At 69.0% G+C, this 17,625-nt stretch carries 15 protein-coding genes and 1 pseudogene; 6 read left to right on the forward strand and 10 right to left on the reverse strand.

All coding sequences use genetic code 11. The features are described from left to right. Nucleotides 1–96: 96 nt before the first annotated feature. On the forward strand, nucleotides 97–564 hold the full coding sequence (locus IEZ15_RS22490; RefSeq protein ID WP_189279090.1) for a hypothetical protein: 468 nt from the start codon (nucleotides 97–99) through the stop codon (nucleotides 562–564). An 87-nt stretch (nucleotides 565–651) separates the two neighbouring features. On the opposite strand, the gene IEZ15_RS22495 is transcribed toward IEZ15_RS22490, so the two are convergent. Next, nucleotides 652–1,524 (reverse strand): MBL fold metallo-hydrolase, encoded by an 873-nt coding sequence (locus IEZ15_RS22495; RefSeq protein WP_189279091.1) that lies wholly within the window; start codon nucleotides 1,522–1,524, stop codon nucleotides 652–654. A gap of 118 nt (nucleotides 1,525–1,642) precedes the next feature. Next, nucleotides 1,643–2,086, reverse strand: coding sequence for an ATP-binding protein (locus IEZ15_RS22500; RefSeq protein WP_189279092.1), 444 nt, complete (start codon nucleotides 2,084–2,086; stop codon nucleotides 1,643–1,645). 111 nt (nucleotides 2,087–2,197) lie between these two features. On the opposite strand from IEZ15_RS22500, the gene IEZ15_RS22505 reads away from it, so the two are divergent. Beyond that, the gene (locus IEZ15_RS22505) at nucleotides 2,198–3,022 is read left to right on the forward strand and encodes a helix-turn-helix domain-containing protein (protein WP_189279093.1); all 825 of its coding nucleotides are present in this window, start codon (nucleotides 2,198–2,200) and stop codon (nucleotides 3,020–3,022) included. Beyond that, the gene (locus IEZ15_RS22510) at nucleotides 3,019–3,267 is read left to right on the forward strand and encodes a DUF397 domain-containing protein (RefSeq protein WP_189279094.1); all 249 of its coding nucleotides are present in this window, start codon (nucleotides 3,019–3,021) and stop codon (nucleotides 3,265–3,267) included. Before IEZ15_RS22505 ends, IEZ15_RS22510 begins: the two co-directional genes overlap by 4 nt. A 24-nt stretch (nucleotides 3,268–3,291) precedes the next feature. Here IEZ15_RS22510 and IEZ15_RS22515 read toward each other — a convergent pair whose 3' ends face one another. Next, a complete protein-coding gene (locus IEZ15_RS22515) occupies nucleotides 3,292–4,914 on the reverse strand; it encodes a serine/threonine-protein kinase (RefSeq protein WP_189279095.1) in 1,623 nt (540 codons plus the stop codon). Nucleotides 4,915–5,203: 289 nt separating this feature from the next. Between IEZ15_RS22515 and IEZ15_RS22520 the strand changes: the two are divergent. Continuing rightward, nucleotides 5,204–5,787: pseudogene (locus IEZ15_RS22520) on the forward strand (beta-1,3-glucanase family protein); the annotation flags it as partial. A gap of 178 nt (nucleotides 5,788–5,965) precedes the next feature. Here IEZ15_RS22520 and IEZ15_RS22525 read toward each other — a convergent pair. Beyond that, nucleotides 5,966–6,403 carry an Imm1 family immunity protein gene (locus IEZ15_RS22525; protein ID WP_189279096.1) on the reverse strand — a complete coding sequence of 146 codons (438 nt, stop codon included), beginning with the start codon at nucleotides 6,401–6,403 and terminating at the stop codon, nucleotides 5,966–5,968. Between the two features lie 272 nt (nucleotides 6,404–6,675). Further along, nucleotides 6,676–7,200 (reverse strand): hypothetical protein, encoded by a 525-nt coding sequence (locus tag IEZ15_RS22530; protein ID WP_114246845.1) that lies wholly within the window; start codon nucleotides 7,198–7,200, stop codon nucleotides 6,676–6,678. A 226-nt stretch (nucleotides 7,201–7,426) separates the two neighbouring features. Here IEZ15_RS22530 and IEZ15_RS22535 point away from each other — a divergent pair, with 226 nt between their 5' ends. Continuing rightward, on the forward strand, nucleotides 7,427–8,056 hold the full coding sequence (locus IEZ15_RS22535) for a YceI family protein (protein WP_189279097.1): 630 nt from the start codon (nucleotides 7,427–7,429) through the stop codon (nucleotides 8,054–8,056). A 239-nt stretch (nucleotides 8,057–8,295) separates the two neighbouring features. Then, nucleotides 8,296–9,228 carry a YobF C-terminal domain-containing protein gene (locus tag IEZ15_RS22540; protein ID WP_189279098.1) on the forward strand — a complete coding sequence of 311 codons (933 nt, stop codon included), beginning with the start codon at nucleotides 8,296–8,298 and terminating at the stop codon, nucleotides 9,226–9,228. 149 nt (nucleotides 9,229–9,377) lie between these two features. Here IEZ15_RS22540 and IEZ15_RS22545 read toward each other — a convergent pair whose 3' ends face one another. The 5 genes from IEZ15_RS22545 to IEZ15_RS22565 all read right to left on the reverse strand — a co-directional run bounded on the left by IEZ15_RS22545 (nucleotide 9,378) and on the right by IEZ15_RS22565 (nucleotide 17,625). Beyond that, nucleotides 9,378–9,824: a DUF7144 family membrane protein gene (locus tag IEZ15_RS22545; protein WP_189279099.1), complete on the reverse strand. Its 447-nt coding sequence runs from the start codon at nucleotides 9,822–9,824 to the stop codon at nucleotides 9,378–9,380. A gap of 136 nt (nucleotides 9,825–9,960) precedes the next feature. Next, entirely contained in the window at nucleotides 9,961–12,642 is a 2,682-nt protein-coding gene (locus tag IEZ15_RS22550; RefSeq protein WP_229846045.1) for a SpoIIE family protein phosphatase, read from the reverse strand. Nucleotides 12,643–12,806: 164 nt separating this feature from the next. Beyond that, a complete protein-coding gene (locus IEZ15_RS22555) occupies nucleotides 12,807–14,174 on the reverse strand; it encodes a hypothetical protein (protein WP_189279101.1) in 1,368 nt (455 codons plus the stop codon). Between the two features lie 223 nt (nucleotides 14,175–14,397). Next, complete coding sequence (gene cimA, locus IEZ15_RS22560) at nucleotides 14,398–16,005, reverse strand: citramalate synthase (protein ID WP_189279102.1); 1,608 nt, start codon at nucleotides 16,003–16,005, stop codon at nucleotides 14,398–14,400. Nucleotides 16,006–16,284: 279 nt separating this feature from the next. Then, nucleotides 16,285–17,625: an MFS transporter gene (locus IEZ15_RS22565; protein WP_189279103.1), complete on the reverse strand. Its 1,341-nt coding sequence runs from the start codon at nucleotides 17,623–17,625 to the stop codon at nucleotides 16,285–16,287.

Here is a 17,625-nt window from a genome sequence, read left to right on the forward strand (position 1 = left end):
GCCCTCCACGTAGCCTGCTACCGAATGACGAGCACGCGGTGGGGGCGGTGCACGTCCGCTGCCGCGGCTCACCGACGGATGACATCAGGGGGCAGCATGCTCAAGCTGGACGCTCCGGGTAATTCTTTCCAATCCGTGATCTCCAACCACGACTATCCGGATGCGGAAGCCGAGTGGAACGGGACCGGGCCGGGGTGGAGCTGGATGTGGGTCCCTTACCCCTTCAACTCACAGCGCGTGCAAGGGCAGTTCACCCGTCACGTCTTCAAGCGCAACCAGACGTCACGTGATGATCTCCGGGCTTTCATCGGCGAGAACCTCGCCGAGAACGATCGACGCTGGTCCAAAGCGGCCGCTGCCGCCCTTCGTGGTGTCACTGCTCAGGAGTTCGTTCTGATCTGCTCGAACGTCTGGGCATTCGCCTTGTTCGAGGTCAACTCAGGCTCGACCGCGAAATCCGGTACCGCGTTCTACAACCGGTGGGTCGGAAGGGTGAACGCCGATCCGGAGGCCCCGTACATGCTGATGGCCGCGGAGAAGCCGGTCGTCATGGCGATGGGCTGACCACGGTTTCGCCTCACCGGCCGAGCGCCTGCCGGACCGGCTCGACGCCGACCGGCAGGCGCTCTGTCGATGGGTATCCGCGATACGTCACCAGCGGACGGCCGTGAAGTCGATCGGCTGAGGCCGCAGAAGCGCCGTACGTTCCGTAAGGGCGTGCAGCCGCCGGGACATCTCCTCGGCGTCCCGGCGCTGCCGGTCACCGTGGCCGGGCAGCACCCACTCGAACCGCAGATGCCCCGCCGTCCGCGCCAGGGAGGCGGCCAACTCCTCGACGGAGTACCAGGTCACGCTCTCCGCGACTTCGAGATCACCTGTCGTACGCGACCAGTAGAAGCTGTCGCCGCTGAAGCAGTACCGGTCGTCCGCGAGGTAGAGCACGCTGCCCCGGGTGTGGCCGGGCAGCGGATGGGCGGTGACACCCTCGCCGATCTCCACCGGGTCGAGCCCCCGGATCACCTGGTCCGCGTCCGGCGCCGCGTCGAGGTCCCCTTCGTGGATCCACAGCCGGGCACCGAAGTGGTCGGCGTAACGGCGCCCGTGCGCGACATGGTCGCGGTGGGTGAGCAGCACATCGGTGACGGGCCCCGTGGCCGCCACGTACCGCTCGGCCAGTGCGGGGCTCCAGCGCGGGGTGTCGATCATCATGACCGTGCCGGACGGGCGCCGCAGCAGATAGGAGTTGGCGCCGGCGGTCTGCCGGGAGTTGTGCCCGCAGACCAGCACGCCGTCGTCCAGCGCCATCGGGAACGGGTCGAGCGCCGGGTCCGGCTGCCCGGAAGCCGGGCGGATCGAGCGGGTGTGGCAGGCGAAGACGGCGGCGTGTAAGCGCCGGGTCTCCGCCTCGTCGCTCGGCTGCCGCAGGATCCGCGACGTCCCTTCTTCCTCTCCGATCAGCTCGGGTGCGAACTGTCGGGCAACGTCGCAGTTGGTGCAGCGGTCGTCCACGTACCAGTCGGCCATGGCAGGGCTCCTTCCACTTCCACGGGATGCGACCCCGTCGAGGGCCGCCGTTCCAGGGATAGCCCACGCGCGGCCGGAACCGGTAGACCCCGCCGATCTACTATCTCGCCCCCCGGGGCTATCTCGTCGACATGCCGCGCCCCACCCCCGCCGACACCTCGAACTCGCACCACACCACCTTGCCGGGGTTCCGCTCCCCCACCCCCCACTTGTCGGCGAGTGCCGCCACCAGCAGCAGCCCACGACCCCCTTCTTCGCCGGAGTCCGCCCAGGAATCGGCGGGCCGGACCTCCCCGTCACCGCTGTCGTGAACTTCGACGCGCAGGGTGCCGTCGGCCGGCTCCATGTAGAGGTGGAGCCGGAAACCACGACCGGGCGGGACGCCGTGCAGCACGGCGTTGGTGACGAGTTCGCTCACACAGAGCAACACATCGTCGGCGCGGGCCTCGCACGCCCAGTCGACGAGAGTCTCGCGCACGAACTGCCGTACGAGCGGGACGGATCGGCGTTCCCGGCGATGGAACACCTCGCGGAAGTAGGGGAGTTGAGTTGTCTCGTTCACGCTTCCAACGTCACACAAAGTCACTACCGTTGGGCAGCGCGTCGGGTCGTACAACGGAGATGTACGACGTCTGACGGGTCATCCGGGGTTCGTGACGGGGAGAGGCAGTTCATGCAACCGGCAAAGAAGAAGAGCAAGCGGATCACGTCATGGCACCTGATCGGCGCCCAGCTGGCGATGTTCCGCAAGGCGGCCCGAATGACGCAGGCGGCCCTGGCCGAGCGGTGCTCCGTGGGCGAGGACACGATCGCGTCGATCGAGCAGGGCCGTAGAGCGCTGCAGTGGGACTTCGCGGTCCTGCTGGACGAACTGCTGGACACAAAGGGGGCGTTGCAGGTCGCGGTGTCGAAGGTGCCGCAGAAGGAGCGATTCTCGGCGTTCGTACAGGACTTCGTGGACTACGAGCAGGAAGCGGTGACGCTGCTCTCGTACCAGAACCAGGTAGTACCGGGCCTGCTCCAGACCGAGGAATACATCCGGTTCGTCTTCTCCTGCCTCTACCCGCCCCTGGAGGTGGACGAGCAGGAGGAGTGGGTGGCAGACCGACTCGATCGACAGAAGCTGCTCAGCCGTAAACCCCGCCCCATGCTTCACTTCCTGCTGGAGGAGAGCATTCTGCGCAGCCAGATCGGCGACCCGGCCGTGCTGCGGGAGCAGATCCGACATCTGCGCCAGTGCATGGAACTCCCGTTCCTGGGGCTCCAGATCATGCCGATGAAACTCCCGAAGCATGCCGGACTGGCGGGGCCGATGGTGCTGCTGGAGACCCCCGATCACGACCACCTCGTCTACGTGGAGGGGCAGCTGACCAGCTACCTGCACGAGGATCCAGATGACGTCAGTGTGCTCCAGCAGAAATATGGGATGCTGCGTTCGCAGGCGCTTTCCGTCGAGGCGAGCGCACGCCTACTGGACGACCTGCTTGGAGAGACATGACCCACGCACGTATCACCGCCCTCGCCTGGTTCAAGTCCAGCTACAGCAGCGACCAGGGCGGCGACTGCCTCGAAGTCGCCTACGACTGGCGCAAGTCCAGCTACAGCGGCAGCCAGGGCGGCGACTGCGTCGAGGTAGCCACTCACCCCGCCGCCGTGCACATCCGCGACTCCAAGGTCACCGACGGCCCCGTCCTCACCGTTCCCCCCGCCGCTTGGACCGCCTTCCTCGAAGCCACGGTCTGAGACACACCAACGCCGCCCCGCCCTTCAGAGCGGCTCCAGGCACAGGACCATGTCTCCGACCTCCGCCTCGTGGTCATCACTCTCGGACCACCCCTTCGCGGACTCGGAGCACTTCACGGGCGGGTCGCGGTACAGCACCTTCGAGTAGTACTTGTCTTCACTGCTGTCGCTCAGGAACGCGCGCAGCTCCATGAAGACGCACGGCTGCGTGAACCAGTCCGCGTTCCTGTTGCCCTCGGGGTACTCCTGGGCGACGCAGTCCCCTTCGCGCGCCGCGTCGATGCCCCCCATGAAGAGCGAGCTCTGCGCGCCGACCAGCCCGACGACGAGGGTCACGGCGAGAGCGCAGCCGAGGCCCAGCAGAGCGAGCCGATCAGTACGTATCCGGCGTACGCGCGGCACCTTCGCTCCCGGGGTGCCGATCCCTGCGACGACGGAACCGATACGGGCCGACGTGCCGTTGTTGCGGTAGACGGCCAGGAGTGTGCCGTTGGCCGGCGAGGTGATCACGGTGTCGCCCCGGACCGACGAGACATCGATCAGCGGCTCGTCCACGGCGACGTCGTCACCCACCTGCTTGTGCCAGCGGACGATCCTCGCTCTCCGCGCTCCGGCCGTCTTCCCCGGAAGCCAGGGCAGGGCCACGGGTGTGTACCCCAGCGCGGTCTTCTGCCCGGTCGCCCGGACCTGCTGGACGATCCGGACCGGGGCCGGGGGCTCCTCTGGGGACATCGGCAGGCGCATCGGCGGGGGCGGGACCGACCGAGCGGTCAGCGCCTTGGTCCGCGCCGTCCGCTCCTTGATCAGCTCGGTGACACCGTCCGGGAGCCGGAGCCCGTCCGGTCCGGCGAGTGCGGCGCACCGGCCGAGGAATTCGGTGATGCCAGGCCGTTCGTCGGGCGCCTTGGCGAGCCCCGCCGCGACCAGCGGGGCGAGGTCCGCCGGGATACGTGACAGGTCGGGCTCGTCGTGAACGACGCGGTAGATCACGGCTTCGGTGGGGCCGTCCCCGAAAGGCCCCTTGCCGGTGGCGGCGTAGGCCAGTACGGCGGCGAGACAGAAGACGTCGCTCGCCGGCCCGGCCTCCTGGCCCCGGATCTGCTCGGGCGACATGTAGGCGGGGGTGCCGATCGCGCCGGTCCGGGTGAGCTGGGAGGTGGCGTCGAGGGCCCGTGCAATGCCGAAGTCGATGACACGGGGACCGTCGTCGGCGAGGATCACGTTTCCGGGCTTGAGGTCACGGTGTACCACTCCGCACTCGTGGATGGCCTTCAGCCCTTCGGCGAGGCCCGCCCCGAGTGCCGCGAGCGCCTCGCTGGAGAAGGGTCCGCATTCGACGACCGCCTCCCGCAGGGACGGGCCGGGGATGTAGGACGTGACCAGCCACGGCGGCACGGCCTCGGTGTCCGCGTCCACCACCTGCGCGGTGTAGAAACCGCCGACGCGCCGGGCGGCCTCCACCTCCCGCTTAAAACGCAGCCGGAACTGCACGTCCTCCGCGAGTTCCTGCCGCACCACCTTCACCGCGACGGTCCGCCCTCCGGGAGAACGCCCGAGGAACACCTCACCCATTCCTCCGGCGCCCAACCGCGCGAGCAACCGGTACGGACCGACCTCCCGGGGGTCCGCAGGCAACAGCTCTCTCATCCGCTGGTCACTCCCCCGTAGGCCCGGCATGCAATGGACACCTCCCAGATGCTCGCAGGTCTCGGGCGGGTTCGGAACTGATCTCCAACATCGCTTCCACAGATGCGAGTTGTGAAGGATTCAGATTCTTGAAAGCGCTCTCAGTCATAAGTCTCGACGCCTGATGCGACCCTCACGAGAGTGGAGCGCACCGCGGACGCCCCGCCGCCTTCACCCCCGCACGATCGCCCCGTCCGTGGCCCGCACACACCCCGGGAGTCCTCTCGTGATTTCGCGCAGACTGTTACTGATGGGCGCCGCCGCCACCGCGACCGCCCTCACCTACCCGGTCTGGGGCAGCGCCCTGAGCCCGAGCGAGTCCGCCGCCCCCGCAACCTGTGAACTGGCCTTGGAGAACCGCTCGTTGCCGGGCAGGGTCAACGCCTATGTCACCGGCCACGAGCAGGGCACCGACCGCTGGGTGCTGCTGCGGGCCGACGGCAGCGTCTACCGCCCCGACTCCCCCGCCGCACCGCAGACCCCGCTGCCCGTCGACTGCGCCATCCCGCTGAACGCGGCGGGCGGCGGACCGGTGGTGCTCACCCTCCCCCAGATGTACGGCGCCCGCGTCTACTTCGTCCGCGACGACACGCTCACGTTCTATCTCAACCCCGGCCCCGCGCTGGTCGAGCCGGCGTTCGCGACATCCACCGACGCCAGCTACGGCCACACCTGGTCCTTCTGCGAGTTCACCTTCTGGTCACCGCACTGCCGATCGACCTGACCCTGACCGGCGACGAGACGCACACCATGGCGCGACTCCCGGACGGCGCGGTGCAGCGGATCACGGACGGCCTCACCACCCAGGCCCATGACGGACCAGATGGGCCCCCACTGGTCGTCGGGCACGGCATCGCGGTTTGGCCACGCCTTTCCCTCTGATCTGATCCGCAGGGCACGGCTCGCCCCCAGGGCACCGCTCAGGCTTCGGGCGGCCTGTTCAACAGGTGAGGGCCGGAGGCCAGACCATTGCGCAGCCTCTCTTCACCAAACGCAGGAACAAGAAGGGCGATTACCAAACTTCTGGCTCCTGCCATTGGACACACATCGGACGTCGCCCACCGGAGGAGAGGAATTCCTTTGTGGCCTGTCGCACCAGAGCAAGCGGGACTTCTGCGGTGGCGGGAAACTCAGTCGGATTCCCTGCCACATGGTAAACAACCGTCGATCCGTTGCTCCCCGAAGAGCCCAACGAGACATAGTTCTTCTCGTCCATGAAGCTCAGAACTCCCACCTGCCGCTCCCCGTCGGCGCCAACCATGAACTCGTGATCCGGAAATCCTGACGGCAGAGACTCACGCTCCGCACTGTGCAGAACAGCCAGGTTCGCGAATTCGAGGCCCGTGGCGAGGGCGTCGATCAGCGCATCGACATCCTGAGGAGTCCGGACTACCGACGGCTCGTCTGCGTGCTGTTCGCGGTAGTACGCGTGAACCCTGCTGTGCGTCACTTTCCCACCATCCCTGCGTGACCATGGCCGTTGGCCCACGAGCTGCAGTCACCTTGCCCGTTCGGTCGGAGCGCTGCGGCCACCCATGATCTCGCCCTCCTCGATGTCGCGGTGTCCGGCGGCGAGGCATCTTCCCAAAGAGCGGCTTCCGGCTCATTTCCCGGACCGGGAGGTATGCGCCGTCGGCTTGCCGCCAAGGCGATCACGCACCCGTGCGGGTGCCCGTCCGGTGAACAGGGCACCCGCACGAACTGACGCTCGCGGTACGGAGATCAGCAGCCGCCGCAGTTGTAGTACGTCACGTCCCAGTGGTTGCCCTCGTCGGCGTAGATGTTGCCGGAACCCGCCTTGTACTGGGGGGCGCCGTCACCGCGCACGCCTATGTAGGTGAAGACGTTGTGCACGTAGTTGGTGAGGCAGGTGGACTTGCCGAAGTCGAGCTTGTACCCGTTCCAGTGCGAGTACGTGCCACCGGCGTGCCCGGTCTCGGTACCACCGGTGATGTTCAGCGCGCATCCCGTGGCGCTCTTGAGGGTCTGGGCACCCTGGGCGGTGGCCAGGTTGAGCTGGTCGAACGAAGTGCAGGTGGCCACGTTGCGGTTGGAGCAGCCGCCGGAGGACGACCAGGTGATTCCGGAGGAGCTGAACCGGGCGGTGGCCTGGGCGTGGGTGAGCTTCGTTACGGCGTGGGCCTGGGTGGCACCGCTGCCGAGAACGCCGACGCCGGGGGCGAAGAGGACGCCGAGGACGAGGGCGAGGGCGGTCAGGACAGGGCGCAGTGTCATACGGGACACCATGGGGGACTCCTCCTGCTCATGACAAATAAGGGGCAGGGAGATAGTGCCCGAGTTCTACGCGCGTCCGCCAGAGGACAAAGGGCGCGGATGACGGCAGGCGAATCGCCCCTGCAACAATCCGCACCACTGATGTTGAACTTTGAACTAGATGCCGCTAGAGTCATTCTCGTTGAAGGTTAAACAACAACTTCGACCGCCGCTCGATCACGTCCCCCGAGGAGGAGCCATGGCTCTGTTCAACCGCAAGAACAACAACGCCCCGTCCGCCACCGCGGTCGCCACCGCCCCCGCCGTGGACCCGGCCCTGGCCGCCCTCACCGGCGAGTACACGATCGACCCGGCGCACACCAGCATCGGATTCACCGTGCGTCACGCCATGGTCACCAATGTGCGCGGCTCCTTCGGCGAGCACGAGGGCAGCCTGAAGCTCGACGGTCACAACCCCGCGAACTCCGCCGCCTCCATCGACGTCAAGATCGCCAGCATCGACACCGGCATCGCCGACCGCGACGGCCACCTGGTCAGCGGCGACTTCTTCGACGCCGAGAAGTTCCCCCTCATGACCTTCCGCTCCACACACGCCGAACAGCTCGGCGGCGACAACTACCGCATCACCGGCGACCTCACCATCAAGGACGTCACGCGTCCCCTCGCCATCGACCTGGAGTTCAACGGCTCCGCCACCGACGTCTACGGCAACGAGCGCGTCGGCTTCGAGGGCAGTGCGGACATCCTGCGCTCCGACTGGGGCCTGACCTGGAACGCGGCGCTGGAGACCGGCGGCGTGATGGTCAGTGACAAGGTCAAGCTCAACTTCGACATCTCCGCGATCAAGGCCGCAGCAGCGCAGGCCTGACGCCTCCCGCTGCTTCACGCCTGAACCCGAGCGCGCCCGCCTTCCCCCCTCCCCCGCCTGGGGCCGGAAGGCGGGCGCTCGTCGTCCGGCGGGACCGTGCACTGCCGTGGTCCGACCGGACGACCCCTTCGATGAAATCGGCAAGGATACTTGCCGGAGCGGCAATTTCTTGACCTTGTCACGGTGTGAGGGTCTGGACTGAGGCCCCACCCGGTCACCGACACAAGGGATCGATCCACATGCCCGGCTACATCGGCTCCGGCCCGTACTGCTTCACCAACTCCCTCGCGATGACGCTCGGCCCGAACGCCCCTGCCCCCTCGGTCATCGAAACGCTCACCGGCTCGCCCTTCGGCGTCCAGCTGATCGCGGGCACCCTGCCGCTCTTCGACCCGTACGGCTGGGATCCGGATCTGGGCCTGGACGCCGCCATCGACCTGCTCGGCATGCGCTGCGAGCGCACCGACGGAGGGACCTCCGACGAGGCACTGGACCAGCTGCGCGCTGCCTGCGCCCACGGGCCCGTCCTGGCCGGGCCCCTGGACATGGGGCTGCTGCTCTACCATCCCGGCACCCCCGCCGCCGACGGCGGCGACCACTTCGTACAGGTCCTCGCCGTCGACGGCGACACCGTGCTGCTCCACGACCCGCACGGCCACCCGTACGCGACGCTGCCGACCGCGGACTTCGCTGCCGCCTGGGAGGCGAAGAGCGTCACGTACACCGACGCACCGTTCGTGATGCGCACCCGCTTCGCCCGGGAACGCGACGTCACGGTCGCCGAAGCGCTGCGGGATTCGCTGCCCGACGCCCTGCGGTGGCTGGCCGGCCGCGACGACCTGGCGATGCCGCCCGGGTCGCTCGGCGGAGCGGCTGCGGTCGAGGCCCTTGCCTCACAGGTGGCCGAGGGACTCGCGCCGGGCATCCGCGCCATGATGGCCGGGTTCGGCGTACGCGTCGGCGCGCGCCGTCTCGGAGATGCGGCGGCCTGCCTGGACCTGATCGGCCTGACCGATTGCGCGGCCGTACTGAACCGGCAGTCCCGGATCCTCGGCGGTCTGCAACACCCGCTCGTCACCGGGGACGACCGGACCCTGGAGGCGGGGCTGCGTCAACTGGCTCCGATGTACGAGCAGTTGCGGACAGCACTCTCCGAGGCCGTCAGACCTTGAGCCCGCGCCCCGGCGGCCACCCGTGAACCGGGGCAGGGGTGCGTGCCCACTCACGCGGAGCAGCACGGGAGTTGAGTCGGCTCGTCGACGGGACGCCGCCTGGCCGGCGTTCTTCGCGCGGTCTCGATCGCGGCCCGAGACGCGTGGGGTCAGGCCGTCAGCCCCGCGTCCGCTTCTCGGTGCATGCCCATGCACAGCGCCCAGACGGCGAGGATGTTGACGGCGATCAGCACCAAGGCCCACAAGGGGTAGTACGGCAGCCACAGGAAGTTGGCGATCGCGCCCAGGCCGGCAACGGCGACACCGAAGAACCGCGCCCACAGGGCTCCGCTGAACACGGCACAGCCGGCGAGGACGAGGGCGATGCCCAGAATGAGGTGGACCCAGCCCCAGCCCGTCAGGCTGAACTCGAACACGTAGTGGCGCGTCACGACGAACACACGGTCCTTCGTGATGGCCGCGATCCCCTCGCAGATCGCCATCGCTCCGCCGAGGATCAACAGGACCGCTGCCAGGAGGGTGGTACCGGATGTCGGCGCGTGCGAGGGGCTCGGGTTCCTGTAGCTCGCTTTGGTTCCGGTGATGTCACTGGCCATTTCGATCTCCTCGGGTGGTAGGGCCGTCGGTCCGGCCGAGCAATGCCGGGGCCGACGAGACCCCCGTTTCAGCGTGGCACGGCAGCCCTCCGTCGGCATTCCGGACGACGACGCTCGTAGCCTTCTGCAACGCGCTTCAAGCGTCCTCCTCCGTCCCCGATTCGCCGACCGTCTGCTCCGACCAGATCACCTTGCCCGTCTCGGTGTAACGGGTGCCCCAGCGTTCGGCGAACTGGGCGACGAGGAACAGGCCCCGGCCGCCCTCGTCCGTCGTCGCCGCATAGCGCAGATGCGGTGAGGTGTTGCTGGTGTCGGACACCTCGCAGATCAGGTTGCGGTCGTACAGCAGGCGGACCTCGATCGGTCCTGTGGCGTAGCGCACCGCGTTGGTGACCAGTTCGCTCAGGATCAGCTCGGTGGTGAACGCCTCCTCGTCCAGGCCACGCTCGGAGAGCCATTGGGCGACGTTCTTGCGGACCCCGGCGACGGCCGCCGGATCGGTGGCCACGGCCCATTGCGCGACCTGGTCCGGATCGAGCGTGCGGGTGCGGGCCACCAGGATGGCGACGTCGTCGGTCGGCGGCCCGGACAGCATCGCGTCGAGCACGTCGTCGCAGGTCTGCTCCGGTGTCCGGTCGCGACCGGCGAGAGTGGCGCGCAGCAGCTCCAGGCCGGCGTCGATGTCCCGGTCGCGGCTTTCGAGGAGACCGTCCGTGTAGAGGACCAGACGGCTCCCTTCGGGTACGTGGAACTCGGCCGCCTCGAAGGGCATGCCACCGATGCCGAGGGGCAGGCCCACCGGAACCTCGGGAACCTCGACGCTGCCGTCCGGGAGGACCAGCAGGGGCCCGGGGTGGCCTGCCCGGGCCACCGAGCAGTTCCCGGAGACCGCGTCGTAGATCGCGTACAGGCAGCCGGCTCCGGCGATCTCGGCGCCGTCGCCGGCCGCCTCGTCCTGGTCGATCCGGCTGACCAGTTCGTCGAGATGTCCGAGAAGCTCGTCGGGCGCGAAGTCCAGCGCGGAGAAGTTGTGGATGCTGGTGCGCAGCCGCCCCATGGTGGCGGCGGCGTGCAGCCCGTGTCCGACCACATCACCGACGACCAGTGCGAACCGGGCGCCGGACAGCGGGATCACGTCGAACCAGTCGCCGCCCACCTCGGCCCGCGCCGGCAGATAGCGGTGGGCGACATCGAGGGCGTTCTGCTCGGGCAGGTCGCGAGGCAGCAGGCTGCGTTGCAGCGTCACGGCCATTTCGTGCTCGCGTGTGTACCTGCGGGCGTTGTCCACGTTGACGGCCGCCCGGGCCACCAGTTCCTCGGCGAAGGACTGGTCGTCCTCGTCGAACGGGTCGGCATTGCCCGCGCGCCAGAAGTTGGCCAGGCCCAGGATGACGCCGCGTGCGTGCAGCGGCACGGAGAGCACCGAGTGGAATCCGTAGTCCAGGATCTTCGAGGCCCGCTCGGGGTCCCAGTACCGCCATCCCAGCTGCGTGATCACCTCGGGCCCCAGTCCGACCTCGTCGATGTTCACGCGCATGGCCCGGATCCTGGAGGGAACGAATCCGACCAGTCGGCCGATCGAGTACAGGGGCTGGTCCGGGTCCGTGGCGGCGACGGCGGTACGGCGCATGTCCAGCGGGGCACTGTCCGGCGTGGTCGGTTCATCCCCGGGGAGCGCGAGATCGGCGAGGTCGACGCTCGTGACGTCGGCGAATCCGGGAGTCGCCACATCCGCCAGCTCCTGGGCCGTCCGGCTGACGTCGAGGGTGGTGCCGATCCGGGCACCGGCCTCGTAGAGGAGCAGCAGGCGTTCATGGACGAACTCCGCCTTGCCTGTGACCTTGCGGAGCTCGGTGGTGTCCCGCAGGGTCGCCACGGTGGCGGGCGGCCCGCCACCCGCGCCCGCCGGACGGAGGTTGACGGCCAGCAGCCGGTTGCCGACGCGCAGCACCTCGTCCGTGACGGTCCGGCCGGAGGCGAGCAGTTCCACGGTCTCCGGGGCCAGTCCGAGGTCCGTCAACGCGCGGCCCTCGGCATCCGGGGGAAGGGCGAGCAGTCTGCGGGCCTCGTCGTTGACCAGCGTCAGCCGGTGGTCGGCCCCGACGATGAGGACGGCCTCGCGGACCGCGTGCAGCACCGCGTCGTGGTGCTCGTACATCCGGGTCATCTCTACCGGTCCGAGCCCGTGTGTCTGACGGCTCAGCCGTCTGCTCAAGAGCACCGCGCCCCCCGCGGTGACCGCGAAGGCGACCACCCCGACGGCAATGCTGAACGGGATGGACCGGGCAGCCACGCTGTTCACGGACTTGTCGGTGAGCCCGACGGACACCACGCCGGCGACCGAACCGTCGAGCCGCTTGACGGGCACCACCGAGTTGAGCGACGGCCCTTGACTGCCGGAGAAGCTCTTGGTGAAGCCGTGGCCGGCCAGTGCCTCCTTGTACGGGCCGACGAGGTGCTTGCCGATCAGCGCGGGGTCGGGGTGGGTGTAACGGATGCCCTGGGGGCCGGCCACGACGACGTAATCGACATGTGTCTGCCGACGGACCTGCTCCGCGCGTGGCTGCAGGATGGCGGTGGGATTCTTGCTGTCCAGTGCCGGCAGGATCCCGGGCGAGTGGGCGAATGTCTCGGCCACGCTCATTGTGCGCAGCCGGGCCTCCTGCAGGCTGTCGCTGCGGCCCTGCAGCACCAGCGCGACCCCGCCGCCGGCGATGAGCAGGAGTACGAGCCCGAGAACGAAGCAGAAGACCTGGCCGGCCACGGTGCGCAGGCTGAACAGGGACAGCAGTTCGCGGCCCGGGGAGCGGTGGCTCATGTCCCGGCCGGGCGGCGCGGGGGTGGCTTGGCCCGAGCGCCCCCCATCGTGCCGATGTGGTCGCCGGACGGAGCGTCGCAGCGCCGCCCGGAATCGGCCGATACCAGACATAACTTCAGGTCTAGCATGAATCGCACCTGCCCGAGAGATAGCCGGTCAGCGGCTCAGAACCCGCCTCCGTCGAATCCGCCGCCCCCGAGGTCGCCGCCGCCGAAGCCGCCGCCGTCGAAGCCCGACGAGTCGAAGTCGGAGCCGGAGAAGTCCCCGCCGCTCCAGTCACCGCCGGAGTCGAAGTCACCGCCGCCGTACTCCGCCGCGTACGCCGGGCTCGACAGCGCCGAGCCGAGCAGTGTGCCGACCAGCAGGCCGGGGAGCAGACCACCGCCGAAGTAACCGCCCGCCCAGGGGCCGTACGCCGGGCCCGCCTCCCAGTACGGGCGGCGGCGGCCGTCGCCCGTGTCGACGGTACGGCCGAGCGGCTCCTCGCCCTCGCGCAGCCGGATCTCGTCCGCCGCGCAGACCGGGACCTCACGGGCCGTTCCGCCGGACGGGGACCACCGGACGTCGGCGACCGAGGGGCCGTGGCGCGGGTCGAAGAAGCACGGCGGGCGGCGGGCGGGCGGTTCACCGCCCTTGCGTCGGGCCTCCAGGACGGCGAGGGAGAAGCGGCCGTCCTCCAGGGCCTGGGTGACCCCGCGCACATCGGATGGGTGCTGGGCCTTCGACATGCGGATTTTGGCGCTCTCGTAGGAGTCGAGTGCCCGCTCGTAGTCGGCGCGCATGCTGTCGTCGGCGCCCGCCTCGGCGGGGTGGAAGTCGAGCCGGTCCAGGGTTTCTCCGTACGCGGTGATGTCCTCGTCCACGACGACCCGGAGCTTGTCGAGTGCGGCCCGCTCCTCGTCCTCCTTGCGCTTCCGGTTGCGCCGGAAGATCGTGTAGGCCGTGCCGGCGCCCAGCACCAGGATCGCGCCGACTGTGATCAGTCCGACGGTGGACGATGATCCGTCGCCCGCAAAGGAGCCGCCCCAGGAGGCGGGGGCGCTGCCCCGGGCCTGTTCGACGGCCCGGTCGACGAAGGCGTTCAGCTGCGTCGCGGCGTCGGTGTCCGTGCCGGGTGTCCTCACGGCGGCGGTGAGGTTCTGGACCGCCCGGGTGGACATCACCGTGGGGTCGGCGCCCGCGTTGAACCCGTTGCCGAGGCGGACCGCGTAGACGCCGGTGATGCCGGTGTCGGTGCGCAGGGTGGTGAGCAGGTTCTGCTCGGGGAACGCCGAGGTCCGCGGCAGCACCGCCACGAGAACGGGCTTGTCGGCGTCCTTGATCTTCTTCGTCAGGGCGGCCGCCTGTCCCGGGGAGAGCTGGTCGGCGGCGGCCGGGTCGACGTACACCGGGCCCTTGCGCAGCGCCTGCGCGACATCATTGATGGTGGATGCACCGACCGCTGTGGGCGCAGCGGGCGCCATGGCGAGCACGGCCACCGAGAGAATCAGCAGCAGGCCGGCCAACAAGGTCGGGAACAGCCTGTTCCGCATATATCGAAGCTAACCCAGGTGGGCGGCTTGTGCGCCACCACCCGGTCCGGTACGCCTCCTTCAGCGGTCGGCGTCGTGGATCCGGCCCCTCGGGGACGGTGTCGTCGAAGGCGGCGCCGTTCTCGGTGATGACGGTCGGGATGCCGTAGTCCTTCTCTGGCCTGAGCGGCACGACCGGTCCGGCGGGCCCACGGCGAACGTGCGGTGGGCCCGCCTGCGACGACTACTCCGCCGGCTCGATCCCGGCACGCAGCAGCCCGTACGTGTAGGCGTCCTCCAGCGCCTGCCAGGACGCCGCGATGACGTTCTCCGCGACGCCGACCGTGGCCCAGTCGCCGGTGCCGTCGCCCGTGGTGATGAGGACGCGGGTGGTGGACTCGGTGCCGGTGCGGCCTTCGAGGATGCGGACCTTGTAGTCGACCAGTTCCAGCTTGGCGAGCTGCGGGTAGATCCGCTCCAGCGCGACGCGCAGCGCCCGGTCGAGTGCGTTGACCGGGCCGTTGCCCTCGGCGGTGGCGACGATGCGCTCGCCCTTGGCCCAGAGCTTCACGGTCGCCTCGTTGGCGTGCGTGCCGTCGGGGCGGTCCTCGACGATGGCGCGCCAGGACTCGGTGCGGAAGTAGCGGCGTGCCCGGCCCTCGGCCTCGGCGCGCAACAGCAGTTCGAAGGAGGCGTCGGCGGCCTCGTACGTGTAGCCCTTGAGCTCGCGCTCCTTGACGCGTTCGACGACCCGGCCGACGAGTTCGCGGTCGCCTCCGAGGTCGATGCCGAGCTCCTTGCCCTTGAGCTCGATGGAGGCGCGGCCCGCCATGTCGGAGACGAGCATCCGCATGGTGTTGCCGACCAGCGCGGGGTCGATGTGCTGGTACAGGTCGGGGTCGACCTTGATCGCGGAGGCGTGCAGTCCGGCCTTGTGGGCGAAGGCGGAAACACCCACATAGGGCTGGTGGGTGGAGGGCGTCAGGTTGACGACCTCGGCGATCGCGTGCGAGACGCGGGTCATGTCGGCGAGTGCGCCCTCGGGCAGGACGGTCTTGCCGTACTTGAGTTCCAGGGCGGCGACGACGGGGAAGAGGTTGGCGTTGCCGACCCGTTCGCCGTAGCCGTTGGCGGTGCACTGGACGTGGGTGGCGCCCGCGTCGACGGCGGCCAGGGTGTTGGCGACCGCGCAGCCGGTGTCGTCCTGGGCGTGGATGCCGAGCCGGGCGCCGGTGTCGGCGAGGACGGTGGAGACGACGGCCTGGACCTGGGCCGGGAGCATCCCGCCGTTGGTGTCGCAGAGGATGACGACATCGGCGCCGGCCTCGGAGGCGGCGCGGACGACGGCCTTGGCGTACTCGGGGTTGGCGCGGTAGCCGTCGAAGAAGTGCTCGCAATCCACGAAGACCCGGCGGCCCTGCTCACGGAGGAAGGAGACGGTGTCGCGGACCATCTCCAGGTTCTCTTCGAGGGTGGTGCGCAGGGCGAGTTCCACATGGCGGTCGTGGGACTTGGCGACCAGCGTGATCACGGGGGCACCGGAGTCCAGCAGCGCCTTGACCTGGTGGTCCTCGGCGGCCTTGCCACCGGCCCTGCGGGTCGCGCCGAAGGCGACCAGCTCGGCGTTCTTGAACTCGATCTCCTGCTGGGCGCGGGCGAAGAACTCGGTGTCCCGGGGGTTGGCGCCGGGCCAGCCGCCCTCGATGAAGCCCACGCCGAAGTTGTCCAGGTGCCGCGCGATGGTCAGCTTGTCCGCGACCGTCAGGTTGATGCCTTCACGCTGGGCCCCGTCGCGCAGTGTGGTGTCGAAGACATGGAAACTGTCGTCGGTGGCCTTGGCCTTGGTGGTCATGCTGGTCTGAACTCCTGTCGGATGAGTGGATCCGGACGATCTGGCTCCACTTGCCCCCATCATCCCGCGCACCTCACCCCGGCCGGGGTGAGGGCCGGAAAACGAAAAAACCCCTCGCGGGTGCGAGAGGTCTGCGCGCGGGTCTGGGGCACGGTGGCCGTGCCGCACATGGTGGTACGGGACGGTCACTGCGGACCGGCGCGCCTGTTGCCGATAATCATGACGAACGAGGGCACGGAGGCAGTCTTGCACAGGGCTGCCTCCGTGCCGTGGCCCGTCTCAGGATGCGGGCGTGACGCTCGTCGCTCCGGACGACTCCGCCGGGGCCGCCTGCCCTGTCCTGCGGTCGGCACCGACCCGGCCGAGGTCGATGCCGCGGGTCTCGCGCATGGTCAGGTAGACGACCAGGGAAACCGCCGCGCAGCCCGCCACGTACCAGTAGAAGCCGGACTCGACGCCCGACTTCTTGAACCAGAGCGCCACGTACTCGGCGGTTCCGCCGAAGAGCGCGTTGGCGATGGCGTACGGGAGGGCGACGCCCAGGGCGCGGATGCCGGTCGGGAAGAGCTCGGCCTTCACACAGGCGTTGATCGAGGTGTAGCCGGTGACGACGACCAGTGCGAGGAGCGCCAGGCCGAACGCGGGCCAGAAGGTGCCCGCGTGCTTGAGCATCGTCATGATCGGCACGGTCAGGAAGGTCGAGCCGACGGCGAAGGTGATCAGCAGTGGGCGGCGGCCGATCCGGTCGGAGAGCAGTCCGGCCAGCGGCTGGATGCACATGAAGACGAACAGGGCGCAGAAGCTGACGAGCGAGGCGGTGGACTTCTCCATGCCGGCGCTCTTGGAGAGGAACTTGGTGAGATAGGTCGTGTACGTGTAGTACGCGACGGTCCCGCCCATGGTCAGCGCCATCACCAGGAACGCCTCGCGCTTGTGCTGCCACAGCGCCTTCAGCGTGCCGCGGTCCTCCTGCTCGGCGGCGCCGGACTCCGCGTACACCTCGGTCTCCAGCATCGAGCGGCGCAGATAGAAGACGATCGCGGCACCGAGCGCACCGACGATGAACGGGATGCGCCAGCCCCAGCTGTGCAGGGCCGCGTCCGACATGTTGCGCTGCAGGATGATCTGGAGGCCGAGGCCGATGAGCTGTCCCGCGGTCATGGACACGTACTGGAAGCTGGAGGCGAAGCCGCGCCGGTGGGGCGCGGACGCCTCGGTCAGATAGGTGGCGCTGGCGGCGTACTCGCCCCCGACGCTGAGGCCCTGCAGCAGCCGGGCCACCAGCAGGACGGCGACACCGCCGTATCCCGCGACGTCGTACGTCGGCGCGATGGCGATGAGGACCGCGGAGGCCGACATGAGGGTGACGGTGAGGGTGAGCGCGGCCTTGCGGCCCTTGCGGTCACCGATCCGGCCGAGCAGCCAGCCGCCGACCGGCCGCATGAAGAAGCCGACGGCGAAGATGCCCATGGTGTTCATGAGATTGGCGGTCTCATTGCCTTCGGGGAAGAACGAATCCGCGAAGTAGACCGCGAAGGTCGCGTACACGAACCAGTCGAACCACTCGACCATGTTGCCGGCGGAGCCGACCCAGATTTTCTTCCACTGCTCTCGTCCCAT

The organism is Streptomyces atratus, assembly GCF_014648655.1.
Lineage (GTDB): Bacteria > Actinomycetota > Actinomycetes > Streptomycetales > Streptomycetaceae > Streptomyces > Streptomyces atratus.